This window comes from Mycobacterium sp. P7213, assembly GCF_900604305.1.
Taxonomy (GTDB): Bacteria; Actinomycetota; Actinomycetes; order Mycobacteriales; family Mycobacteriaceae; genus Mycobacterium.
The window spans coordinates 1-11,330 of the sequence record NZ_UWOA01000079.1; the positions used below are offsets into that span (position 1 = coordinate 1).

Consider the following 11,330-nt stretch of genomic DNA (forward strand, 5'->3'; position numbering starts at 1 on the left):
GCACCGGAATCGGTATCGGCGCCGGTGGCTCCGGCGCCGATACCGATTCCGGTGCCCATCCGTGTGCCGGCGCCGATCGAGGCACCGGCCCCGGCTGCGCCGGTCCCGGCACCACCGCCGATCCAGCAACCCGAGCTGCCGCCGATCTTCCGGCCACCGTCCAACAACGGCGGAAACCCGTCGTGGCTGCCGGGCAACAACAATGGCGGCGGCAAGAAGGGCGGAAACCCGTCGTGGCTGCCCGATAACGATGGTGGCGGCAAGAAGGGCGGCAACCCGTCCTGGCTGCCTGATAACGATGGTGGCGGCAAGAAGGGCGGCAACCCCTCACCCTGGCTGCCCGGCGTCGGCAGCAACGGCGGCGGCGGGAACCCGTGGTTCCCGGGCCTCGGCGGCGGCGGCGGCAAAGGTGGCGGCGGCGGCTCCTGGTTCCCGGGCTTCGGCAGTGGTGGCAGTGGTGGAGGCAAAGGTGGCTGGCCCTTCTGAGCCGGCCCAGAATCCACTAGCCTGACGGCGTGGACTACGCCGCAGCATTACTCGATGAGACGCGCGCGTTCGGGGAGCTGATCCGCACCGGCGATCCGCAATTGCCGATCCCCACCTGCCCGGAGTGGAATCTTACGCAACTGTTCCGGCACTTCGGGCGCGGAAACCGTTGGGCCGCACAGATCATCAGCGATCGTATGGATGGCCCCCTGGACCCGCGTGACGTCGTCGACGGCAAGCCGCCCGCCGAGACGGACGCAGCGATCGACTGGTTGCACGACGGCGCGCAGCGGGTGTTGGACGCCGTCGCCCACAATGGGCCGGACACCCCGGCGTGGACGTTCATGGGTCCCCGCCCGTCTTCCTGGTGGGTGCGTCGCAGGCTGCACGAGGCGACCGTGCACCGCGCCGATGCCACGCTGGCGCTCGGCGGTGACTTCGCGCTGCCGCCGGAGCTGGCCGCCGACGGGATCGGCGAGTTGCTGGACCTGATCCCCGTACTCATCGCGCGTAATGGCCACGTGGTGCCGCTGGCCGATGGCCAGAGTGTGCACTTGCACGCCACCGATGACGGCCTCGGGGCGGCAGGGGAGTGGACCATCAGCCGTCCGGCCGGGACCGACACGGTGAGCTGGTCACATGAGCACGGCAAAGGTTCGGTGGCCCTACGGGGCTCGGCACGTGACCTGTTCCTGGCGGTGACGCGCCGGGTACCGGTGGGCGATACCGACATCGCGATCTTCGGCGACGCCACGGTGTGGCAGAACTGGATCGACCACACCGCCTTCTGATCGGGCGGTAGTTTTGGCGAGCATGAGCACATCGGAGATCGCAACGGTCCTCGCCTGGCACGACGCTTTGGCCGCCGGTGACCTGGACACCCTGGAAAAGCTGTCCAGTGACGACATCGAGGTGGCCGACGCCAACGGCGCCGGGCAGGGCCATCAGGCACTACGCGGGTGGGCCGCTTCGGCACAGGTGAATGCCGGAATCGGCCGGATGTATGTGCACGACGGTGTGGTGGTGGCCGAACTGATCCCCGCGGGAGCAGGCGCTGCCCAGGCGGTCGCCTTCCGGGTGGTGCACGACCGCGTCACCGCGGTATTCCGGCACCAGGACCTGGACAGCGCCTTGGCCGCCACAGACCTCACCGACGCCGATCTGGTCGACTAGCCGCCTGTCGCCCACTGGCGGCGACCCGCGTCGCCCGGCTGCGCCGCGCTCGCGATCGCCGGTGCTGATGGCGGCGACCCGCTTCGCCCGGCTGCGCCGCGCTCGCGATCGCCGCGGTTAGGCTGAGCGGCATGCGCGGGATCATCCTGGCCGGCGGCTCCGGCACCCGCCTGCATCCGATCACCATGGGTGTGAGCAAGCAGCTGCTGCCGGTATACGACAAGCCGCTGGTCTACTACCCGCTGTGCACGCTGATGCTGGCGGGCATTCGGGACATTCAGGTGATCAGCACTGGTCACGACGCGCCCGCCTTCCGGCGACTGCTGGGCGACGGCAGTGCATTCGGGGTCGACATCAGCTACGCCGTCCAGGAACAGCCCGATGGTTTGGCGCGGGCTTTCGTGATCGGCGCCGACCACATCGGCACCGACTCTGTCGCGCTGGTGTTGGGGGACAACATCTTCTACGGACCCGGCTTGGGAACCAGCCTGCGGCGTCACCAATCGCTTTCCGGCGCGATCATTTTCGCCTACTGGATGGCTGACCCGTCGGCCTACGGTGTGGTCGAGTTCGATGAGCACGGGTCAGCGGTGTCGGTGGTGGAGAAGCCTGCCGCGCCCCCATCGCACTTCGCGATACCCGGGCTGTATTTCTACGACAACGATGTCGTTGAGATCGCCAAGGGTCTTAAGCCTTCCGCGCGCGGCGAGTACGAGATCACCGACATCAACCAGACCTACCTCGATCAGGGCCGGCTCACGGTCGAGACCCTGGCTCGGGGCACCGCCTGGCTGGACACCGGGACTTTCGACTCACTGCTGGACGCCGGCGATTACGTACGCACCGTGGAGCGCCGCCAGGGCCTCAAGATCGGCGTGCCCGAAGAGGTGGCCTGGCGGATGGGTTTCATCGATGACGACGCGCTCGTGGCCCGTGCCGCGGTGCTGGGCAAGTCCGGCTACGGCGATTACCTGACGGGGTTGTTGGACCGGCGGTGACGGGGGCTCACTCCCGGATCGCGGCGGCCGCCCGCCGCAGCGACAACTCGGCGTTTTCCCGGCTGTCGCCCATCCCGACGAACATGTCGATGGTCATCGGACTGAGGATGTGGGTCGGGGCTTGGTCGTGCTCGAACGTGCCGACAAGCTCCAGGAGCACCACCCCGTGGATCATGCTCCAGATTCGTCCGGCCAGCTCGACGGCGTCGTCGGCACGGATCCGGCCGGTGGCGATGATCCGCTCCACCGCGGTGACGAGTTGGTTGAAGGTGGCCGTCGCCACCGGCATCTCGGGGGCGTGGAACTTCTGCGGTGCGGCGAGCCCGAACATCAGCCGATAGCGCTGGGGGCTGGCTAGCGCGAACTGCCGGTAGGCGTGGCCCATGACGAAGAAGTCGGCCATTGGATCGTCGGTCTTGGGGGCAGAGGCCAGCGCGACACCGAAACGCTCGAAGGCGGCGGAGACGATCGCCTCCAGCAGGCCGTTCATTCCGCCGAAGTGGGTGTAGACGGCCATCGTGGAGGCCCCGATCTCAGCGGCGACCTTCCGGGCCTGCAACGCCTCGGGGCCTTCACTGTCCAGCAGGCGCGCACCGGCCTCGATCAAGCGGTCACGCGGGCTCAAATCCACCCTTGCCATGGTGCCATAACAGTGTTATACATGGCCAATAACATCGTTATGTCCCGGAGGTGTCCGATGACCAATCCCTACTTGCAGGGCGGATTCGCGCCGATCGCGCAGGAGTACACCCTCACCGAGTTGGCGGTGACCGGAACCATCCCGGATTACCTGGACGGGCGCTACCTGCGTAACGGGCCCAACCCGGTCGGCGAGATCGATCCGGCCTTTTACCACTGGTTCATCGGTGACGGCATGGTGCACGGCGTGCGGCTTCGTGACGGCAAGGCGGAGTGGTACCGCAACCGGTACGTGCGGGGTCCGCAGACCGCGGCCTCGCTCGGCGAGCCGCCGCGGCCCGGCCGGCACGGCGGACCGTCCGGGATCGGCGCCAACACCAACGTGATCGGCCACGCCGGGCGAACCCTCGCGCTGATCGAGGGCGGCATCTCCTGCTACGAGCTGACCGACGAGCTGGACACCGTCGGCACCTGCGATTTCGACGGCACCCTGTCCGGCGGGTACACCGCGCATCCCAAGCGTGACCCCAACACCGGTGAGCTGCATGCCGTTTCGTACGCCTTCAACCGCGGAAACAACGTCCAATACTCGGTGATCGGCACCGACGGTCGGGCGCGGCGCACCGTGGATATCGAGGTCACCGGCTCCCCGATGATGCACGACTTCTCGCTGACCGAGAACCACGTCGTCTTCTATGACCTGCCGGTCACGTTCGACACCCGCCAGGTGGCCGCGGGCGCGGCGCCGCCTGGACTGCGGCTACCGGTGCGGCTGATCATGTCGGCCCTGATCGGGCGGGTACGCATCCCGGACCCGATCATGGCCCGGTTGCCGATGCCCAAGAACAGCGTGCGCACGATGCCGTATCGGTGGAACCCGAAATACCCTGCGCGGGTGGGGATAATGCCGCGGGAGGGGGGTAATGCGGATGTTCGGTGGTTCGAGGTAGAGCCCTGCTACGTGTTCCACCCGATGAATGCCTACGACGAGGGCGACACCGTCGTGCTCGACGTGGTTCGGCATCCGAAGATGTTCGACACCGAGTTGCGTGGTCCCGCCGAGGGGCTGCCGACGCTGGAGCGGTGGACCGTCGACCTAGCTGACGGCAAGGTGCGCGAATCCCGGGTGGATGACCGTGGTCAGGAGTTTCCCCGGGTTGATGAACGACTGGTCGGCAAGCGGCACCGGTTCGGCTACGCGGTCGGCATCGGCGACGGCGTGGTCCCCGCGGCAACGCTGCTCAAGCATGATCTGGTCGGAGGATCGGCGGCGACGCGTTCATTTGGTGATGGAAAGCAGTTGGGCGAGTTCGTCTTTCATCCGAGAACGGCGGATGCGGCCGAAGACGACGGCGTTCTGATGGGCTTCGTCTATGACGGCGCCACCGACACCACCGAACTCGCGATCCTGGATGCGGCCACGCTGCAGGACATCGCGAGCGTTCACCTTCCGCACCGTGTTCCCGCCGGCTTCCATGGCAACTGGGTGCCTACCGGGCAATAGGGGGCGACATGACCACGAGATTCGCTACGGTTCCGGATTCCGCGGTCCGAGTAGGTGACGCGGAGCGCGGGCGTATTGCCGATCATCTCGGTCAGGCATTCATCCAGGGCTACCTGTCGATGGAGGAATACGAGACACGACTGGCCCGGGCGTTTGCGGCTCAAACCGCCGGAGCGCTCAGGGAACTGCTCACCGATCTGCCTGTCGCGCAGATCATCAGGCGAGACCCGCGCCGTCGCGCGCAGCGCAGCGCCGTAGCCCGACGAGGCGTGCGGATTCACCTGGGCGCGTACCTGGCGGTGTCGGTGTTGATGATCGGCATCTGGTTGCTGAGCGCGGTGTTCGCCGGCGCGTGGTACTTCTGGCCCGTCTGGCCGATCCTCGGATGGGGCATCGGCATCGTCTCCCACGCGATTCCGGTGGGCGCGCATGCGCGAAGTCGCCCATCCTGTAGTTAGCGTGTTCGGTACTCGAACTTTCCCGCGCTAACTACAGCCTCGAGCGGAGCAGAGACTACGGCCGGTAGCTGACCAGGAAGTTGCCCAGACGCTCGATCGCGCTGGACAGGTCGCGGGCCCACGGCAGGGTCACGATGCGCAGGTGGTCCGGTGCCGGCCAGTTGAAACCGGTGCCCTGGGTGACCAGGATCTTCTCCTGTAGCAACAGGTCCAGCACCAACTGCTCGTCGCTGTCGATCGGATAGACCTCGGGGTCCAGCCGCGGGAACGCATAGAGCGCACCGCGGGGCTTCACACAGGTAACACCCGGGATCTCGTTGAGCTTGCTCCAGGCGACGTCCCGCTGTTCGAGCAGTCGCCCACCCGGCAGCACCAGATCATCGATGCTCTGGTGGCCGCCCAACGCGACCTGAATGGCATGCTGGGCGGGCACATTCGGGCACAACCGCATGTTGGCCAGCAGGTTGATGCCCTCCAGGAAGCTGGTCGCGTGCTCCTTGGGGCCGGTGATCGCCAGCCAGCCGGAGCGGTAACCGGCCACCCGGTAGGCCTTCGACAGCCCATTGAAGGTCAAACACAACAGATCCGGTGCCAGCGTGGCCAAGCTGGTGTGCTCGGCGTCGTCATAGAGGATCTTGTCGTAGATCTCGTCGGCCAGCAGCAACAGTTGGTGCTTGCGGGCCAACTCGGCGATCTGGCTGAGGACCTCGCGACTGTAGACCGCCCCGGTCGGGTTGTTGGGGTTGATCACGACCAACGCCTTGGTGCGTTCAGTGATCTTCGATTCAATGTCGGCGATATCGGGCTGCCAACCCTGGGTCTCGTCGCACAGGTAGTGCACCGGTGTGCCGCCGGCCAGCGAGGTCGACGCCGTCCACAACGGGTAATCCGGGGCGGGGATCAGCACCTGGTCGCCGTTGTCCAACAGCGCCTGCAGCACCAGCGAAATCAGCTCGGAGACCCCGTTGCCGAGGTAGACATCGTCGACGTCGAAGCGGGGGAATCCCTCAACCAGCTCGTAACGGGTCACCACCGCGCGCCGGGCCGGCAGAATGCCCTGGGAGTCCGAGTAACCCTGCGCATAGGGCAGCGCCTGGATCATGTCCCGCATGATCACGTCGGGCGCGTCGAACCCGAACGGTGCCGGGTTGCCGATGTTGAGCTTGAGGATGCGGTGCCCCTCGGCCTCCATCCGAGCGGCCTGGGCGTGGATCGGACCGCGGATCTCGTAGAGCACATCCTGCAGTTTGGTCGACTGGGCGAACGTCCGCTGCCGTGGCTGACTGCTGGTGGCAGGCCACGGCGTCTGGTGCGGCAACGAATGAGCGGTCACGTTGACAATGGTCCCATAGCTGTCCAATCAAAATTTGCTCGAGAAACAAGTTGGGGCCGTATGTGCACCCATACGGCCCCAACTTGTTATCTCAGCGTTTGCCAGGCGGGCGTGCCCCGCGCTGGATGCCCAGCCCCTTCACCGGCGGCTGTTCCTTGGGCGCCTCCGCTGCGGGAGCGGCCTCGAGAGCAGCCTCGGGAGCTGCCGGCACCGTCTCCGGCTCGGTAGCGACCGGCTCGGCAGCCGGCTCAGCGGCGGCTTGCGCCGGCTCGGCGGCCGGGGTTGCCGGAGCCGCTTTCTTAGCGCCCGGCTTGCGGGCGCCCGCTGCCATGCCCAGGCCCTTGACCGGAGCGGCCGGTGCAGCGGGCTCAGCCGGCGTTGCGGGCTCAGCCGATGCGGCGGGTGCCGCAGCGCTGGCCTCAGCGGCCGGTGCAGCGGCCGGAGCCGACTTCTTGGCGCCCGGGCGCTTGGCGCCACCGGCCATTCCGAGCCCCTTGACCGGGGCTGCGGGTGCGGCGGCGCTGGCCTCGGCGGCGGGGGCAGCGGCCGGGGCCGCTTTCTTCGCGCCGGGGCGCTTGGCGCCACCGGCCATCCCCAGGCCCGTCACCGGAGCCGCGGCCTTGGCCTCGGCCGCCGGCTTCTCCGCCGTCGCGGTGGCCACCGCAGCCGGTGCCGTCGCCTTCTCCTCGACCTTCTTCGGACCGGCCTTGGCGGCGGCCTCGGCGGCAGTGCCCTTGGCCGGCAACGTCACCGCGTCCATGTCGAGGGACTCCAGCAGCAGCTGGGCGATGTCGCGCACGTCCACATCGGAACGCCCGGAGGCCTCGATGCGGTCGTCGATGCCGTCGCTGACCATCACCCGGCAGAACGGGCAGCCGGTGGCGATGGTGGTGGCACCGGTGGCAAGCGCCTCGTCGACGCGGTCGTGGTTGACCCGCTTACCGATGTGCTCTTCCATCCACATCCGGGCGCCGCCGGCGCCGCAACAGAACGAGCGGTCGCGGTTGCGCGGCATCTCGACCAGGTTGGCACCCGACGCCTCCACCAGTTCACGCGGCGGCTCGTAGACCTTGTTGTGGCGGCCCAGGAAGCACGGGTCGTGGTAGGTGACCTCCCGCGACACCGGGGCGACCGGAATCAGTCGCTTGTCCCGCACCAGCCGGTTGAGCACCTGAGTGTGGTGCAGCACCGTGTATTCGCTACCCAGCTGCGGATATTCGCGAGAGATCGTGTTGAAGCAGTGCGGGCAGCTGGCGATGATCTTGCGGTCCGGCTTGTCCAGACCGTCGAACACCTCGTTGAGCATCTCGACGTTCTGCGCGGCCAACTGCTGGAAAAGGAACTCGTTGCCGGCACGACGGGCGGGGTCACCGGTACAGGTCTCCCCGGTGCCCAGCACCAGGAACTTCACCCCGGCGGCGGCCAGCAGCTCCGCGGTCGCCTTGGTGGTCTTCTTGGCGCGGTCCTCGTAGGCGCCCGCGCAGCCCACCCAGAATAGGTACTCGAAACCGTCGAAGCTGTCGACGTCTTGGCCGTAGACCGGGATGTCGAAGTTGAGTTCGTCGATCCAGGAGGTGCGCTCCTTGGCGTTCTGCCCCCACGGGTTGCCCTTGTTCTCCAGGTTCTTGAACAGCACACCCAACTCGGAGGGGAACTCCGACTCCACCAGCACCTGGTAGCGGCGCATGTCGACGATGTGGTCGATGTGCTCGATGTCCACCGGGCACTGTTCGACACAGGCGCCACAGTTGGTGCACGACCACAGCACGTCGGGGTCGATCACGCCGCCTTCTTCGGCGGTGCCCACCAGCGGGCGGACGGCCTGCTCCGGGCCGGAGCCGCCGATCCGCTCGAAGCCCTTTTCCGGCACATGGTGGCCGGCCAGCGGCTTGGCGTCGGCCAGATCGACCTCGCCGTTCGGCATCGGCTTGTCGCCGAGCAGGTAGGGGGCCTTGGCCATCCAGTGGTCACGCAGGTCCATGACGAGCAACTTGGGGCTCAGCGGCTTGCCGGTGTTCCAGGCGGGACACTGTGACTGGCAGCGGCCACACTCGGTACAGGTGGCGAAGTCGAGCATGCCCTTCCAGCTGAAGTCGTCGATCTTGCCGCGCCCGAACACCGCGTCTTCGGGCGGGTTGTCGAAGTCCAGCGCCTCGCCCTGGTACTCGATCGGCAGCAGCGGGCCCAAGGCGTTCGGCAGTCGCTTGAAGGTGACGTTGATCGGGGCCAAGAAGATGTGCAGGTGCTTGGAGTTCAGCACGATCAGCAGGAAGCCCAGCGCCACCGCGACGTGCAGCAGCAGAGCGGCGGTCTCGATGTTCTCGTTGACCGCGAGTCCCAGCGGCTCCATGAGCTTGCCCATCAGATGCGACAGGTAGGCCCCCTTGCCGTAGGGCAGGGTGCCGGTGTTGACCGCGGCGCCGCGCAACAGCAGGAAGGTCCAGACCACGTTGAGGATCATCACGAGGATCAGCCAGGCACCGCCGTTGTGCGAGCCGTAGAACCGGGACGACCGGCCGTGCTCGGTCGGGTTGCGCAGCACCCGGATGACCATGAACACGAAGATCGACAAGGTGACCGCGGTGATGAAGAAGTCCTGCATGAAGCCCAGGACGTCCCAGCGCCCGACGAGCGGGATGGCGAAGTGTGGGTTGAACATCTGGCCGTAGGCCTCGATGTAGACCGTGATCAGGACGAAGAACGCCCACATGGTGAAGAAATGGGCGATCCCGGGGATGTTCCACTTCAGCAGCTTGGCCTGACCGGCGACCTCACGGATCTGGGTCTCGATCCGGGTCTTGATGTCGTTCGTCCGCTCGGCGCCGACCTTCTGACCAGACATGACCAGTCGGAAGAGCCAGAACACCCGGCGTGCGGCCAGCAGGCCGACAAGCCCTGTCATGGACAGGCCGACCACCAGCCTGATCAGCATCTGGGTATTTTCGGTCACGGAGTGCCTCTCCCATCCACAAGTTACCGGGCAGTAACTTAGCTATGGTTACTGACGGGTAACTTACCGCCAATCTTGCGCAGCACCAGTTCAAGCCCCACTCGGTGCTCGCTCATAGTGCCACTCCGAGGCGGTTCAGCGCGACAAAGGCTGGCCTAACTGTATCGGCGAGCGACCATTCGAACGCGCTTTCACGCTCGCTGAGGCGATGCCGAACTCAGAACCCGGGCAGCGGGATGACGATCTCCGGGGGCCGTCGCGCCGGCGCGGGCGTGGTGGACCCAGCCGTGGTGCTCGGCGCCGTCGTCGTGGGGGCTTCGGTTGTGGTCAGTGGCGTTGTGCTGGTGGGCGGTTCGGTGCTCGTGGTGGTGCTCGGTGCCTCGGTGGTGGACGTGGGCGGCGCGGATTCCGTCGCCGGCGGCGGGTTTTCGTCGGTGGCCGCCTCGGACGGGGCCTGTCGCGGGGCGGGGGCGGCGGGCTCTTCGGCGGGAGCGGTGGACGTCACCGAACTGGGCGCCGGCGCGGTGGGGATCGGTTCCTTGTTCACCAGTCGCACCATGCCCCACACCAACAGGGCGAGCAGGATTGCGGTCAGCACGCCCAGGCCGACCAACGCCACGGGTCGCAGATACCAGGGGGTTGGTGGCGGCGGCGGTTCGGTCCACTCGGGCTGGCGGCCGGCGGGCTCGCGGCGTTCGCTGTAATAGGCCGGCTCGCCGTGGGCACCGTTACCGCCGTAGTCGTAGCCGGCCATCCGGGTCGGCTCGAAGTTGGGGTCATCCGGCGATCGGTTCACACGCACCGAGGGTAGGTGTCGCGCCTGACGAAAACCCGCGATGACGCTGGCTGAAACCCGTCAGCTGGCCAAACGCCGGCGGGTGACAAGCTCGGTGACAGCTCGCCAACCGAGCAGGAACACGGCGGTGACCGTCGAGGCGACCAGGACGAAGCTGGTGGCCACGCCGGCGGAGGTCGCTTCGCGCAAAAGCATGCCGACGAGCACCGTCGAGATCCAGACCGCCACCCCGGTGGGCCAGAGCGCGGTGGGCCTGCGCCAGCCGCGCGACACCAGCCAGCCCAGCGCGGTGCCACTCAGAAACGGCCAAGCAGTGGTCGCCAGGCCGCTGAGGGTGATGCCCTCGTCGTGGCTGCGCCGGCCGAGAGCGCAGAAGAGCAACACTGCTACCACGTCAATCCCGAGCCAAGCCGGCGTGCGCGGTGATCGCATGCGGCGAGAGTACCGGGGCGGGGATCTAGCGCCGCGGCGGCAGTGTGATCACCGTCGGCAGCTCCGGCACCTTGGGGATGGGCGGGATCGTGATCACCGACGGCAGGTGCGGGAGGCGGCGGCGTGGGGACTCGCTTGCGGGCGGTGCCTGCTGCGCCGGCGGCTGCTGCGGCGGGGCCTGCCGGGGCGGGGCCGCCGTCGGCGCAGTGGTGCTGGGCGCACTGGAGGAGCTGCTCGTGCTGCTGGTGGTAGTGCTGCTCGTGGAGCTGGTGGTACTTGACGAGCTGGTTGCCGGGGTGGTGCCACCGCCGGGTCCACGGCTGGTCAGCTGGATGATTCCCCAGACCACCAGCGCGAGCATCACTGCGATAAGCCCGAACCAGGCGATCAGCACCGATCGGCGGCGAAACCACGGAGTGTCCGACACCGCGGTGAAGTCGGTGCCCTGCGGGTCGGTCGGCTCGTCGAAAGCTTGGTACGAGGCGTATTGGGTCGGGGCGTTGCCGGGTGGGTAGTCGGGGCCGCGCCCCGGGTTGGCGGGCCCGACTACCCACCCGGCAA

11 protein-coding genes and 1 pseudogene are annotated in these 11,330 nt (G+C 67.4%); 6 read left to right on the forward strand and 6 right to left on the reverse strand.

The genetic code is table 11. The features are described from left to right. The 4 genes and pseudogenes from EJK91_RS22200 to rfbA all read left to right on the forward strand — a co-directional run. Positions 1-486 (forward strand): annotated as a pseudogene (locus EJK91_RS22200) (hypothetical protein); the annotation flags it as partial. A gap of 29 nt (positions 487-515) precedes the next feature. Then, positions 516-1,277 (forward strand): maleylpyruvate isomerase family mycothiol-dependent enzyme, encoded by a 762-nt coding sequence (locus EJK91_RS20510; protein ID WP_046301471.1) that lies wholly within the window; start codon positions 516-518, stop codon positions 1,275-1,277. 22 nt (positions 1,278-1,299) lie between these two features. Beyond that, positions 1,300-1,659: a nuclear transport factor 2 family protein gene (locus EJK91_RS20515; RefSeq protein ID WP_046301470.1), complete on the forward strand. Its 360-nt coding sequence runs from the start codon at positions 1,300-1,302 to the stop codon at positions 1,657-1,659. Between the two features lie 131 nt (positions 1,660-1,790). Continuing rightward, entirely contained in the window at positions 1,791-2,657 is an 867-nt protein-coding gene (gene rfbA, locus EJK91_RS20525; RefSeq protein ID WP_125079827.1) for a glucose-1-phosphate thymidylyltransferase RfbA, read from the forward strand. Positions 2,658-2,664: 7 nt separating this feature from the next. Here rfbA and EJK91_RS20530 read toward each other — a convergent pair whose 3' ends face one another. After that, complete coding sequence (locus EJK91_RS20530; protein WP_046301469.1) at positions 2,665-3,297, reverse strand: WHG domain-containing protein; 633 nt, start codon at positions 3,295-3,297, stop codon at positions 2,665-2,667. Between the two features lie 57 nt (positions 3,298-3,354). Here EJK91_RS20530 and EJK91_RS20535 point away from each other — a divergent pair, with 57 nt between their 5' ends. Next, a complete protein-coding gene (locus EJK91_RS20535; protein WP_125079829.1) occupies positions 3,355-4,800 on the forward strand; it encodes a carotenoid oxygenase family protein in 1,446 nt (481 codons plus the stop codon). An 8-nt stretch (positions 4,801-4,808) separates the two neighbouring features. Continuing rightward, the gene (locus EJK91_RS20540; protein WP_125079830.1) at positions 4,809-5,258 is read left to right on the forward strand and encodes a DUF1707 domain-containing protein; all 450 of its coding nucleotides are present in this window, start codon (positions 4,809-4,811) and stop codon (positions 5,256-5,258) included. Positions 5,259-5,313: 55 nt separating this feature from the next. Here EJK91_RS20540 and EJK91_RS20545 read toward each other — a convergent pair whose 3' ends face one another. The 5 genes from EJK91_RS20545 to EJK91_RS21985 form a co-directional block, all read right to left on the reverse strand. Continuing rightward, positions 5,314-6,618, reverse strand: coding sequence for a pyridoxal phosphate-dependent aminotransferase (locus EJK91_RS20545; protein ID WP_024443878.1), 1,305 nt, complete (start codon positions 6,616-6,618; stop codon positions 5,314-5,316). A 64-nt stretch (positions 6,619-6,682) separates the two neighbouring features. Continuing rightward, positions 6,683-9,523 carry a (Fe-S)-binding protein gene (locus EJK91_RS20550; protein WP_125079831.1) on the reverse strand — a complete coding sequence of 947 codons (2,841 nt, stop codon included), beginning with the start codon at positions 9,521-9,523 and terminating at the stop codon, positions 6,683-6,685. Between the two features lie 235 nt (positions 9,524-9,758). Beyond that, entirely contained in the window at positions 9,759-10,337 is a 579-nt protein-coding gene (locus EJK91_RS20555; protein WP_125079832.1) for a hypothetical protein, read from the reverse strand. A 60-nt stretch (positions 10,338-10,397) separates the two neighbouring features. Then, a complete protein-coding gene (locus tag EJK91_RS20560) occupies positions 10,398-10,769 on the reverse strand; it encodes a DUF3054 domain-containing protein (protein ID WP_024442000.1) in 372 nt (123 codons plus the stop codon). A 25-nt stretch (positions 10,770-10,794) separates the two neighbouring features. Continuing rightward, positions 10,795-11,330 (reverse strand): hypothetical protein (locus EJK91_RS21985; RefSeq protein ID WP_164518048.1); only part of this gene is annotated, 536 nt, incomplete at its 5' end.

Excerpts from the sequence above, each read along its gene's own strand:
- EJK91_RS20515 (WP_046301470.1), top strand. The coding sequence starts at position 1,300 with ATGAGCACATCGGAGATCGCAACGGTCCTCGCCTGGCACGACGCTTTG.
- rfbA (WP_125079827.1), top strand. The coding sequence starts at position 1,791 with ATGCGCGGGATCATCCTGGCCGGCGGCTCCGGCACCCGCCTGCATCCG.
- EJK91_RS20530 (WP_046301469.1), bottom strand. The coding sequence starts at position 3,297 with ATGGCAAGGGTGGATTTGAGCCCGCGTGACCGCTTGATCGAGGCCGGT.
- EJK91_RS20535 (WP_125079829.1), top strand. The coding sequence starts at position 3,355 with ATGACCAATCCCTACTTGCAGGGCGGATTCGCGCCGATCGCGCAGGAG.
- EJK91_RS20540 (WP_125079830.1), top strand. The coding sequence starts at position 4,809 with ATGACCACGAGATTCGCTACGGTTCCGGATTCCGCGGTCCGAGTAGGT.
- EJK91_RS20550 (WP_125079831.1), bottom strand. The coding sequence starts at position 9,523 with ATGCTGATCAGGCTGGTGGTCGGCCTGTCCATGACAGGGCTTGTCGGC.
- EJK91_RS20560 (WP_024442000.1), bottom strand. The coding sequence starts at position 10,769 with ATGCGATCACCGCGCACGCCGGCTTGGCTCGGGATTGACGTGGTAGCA.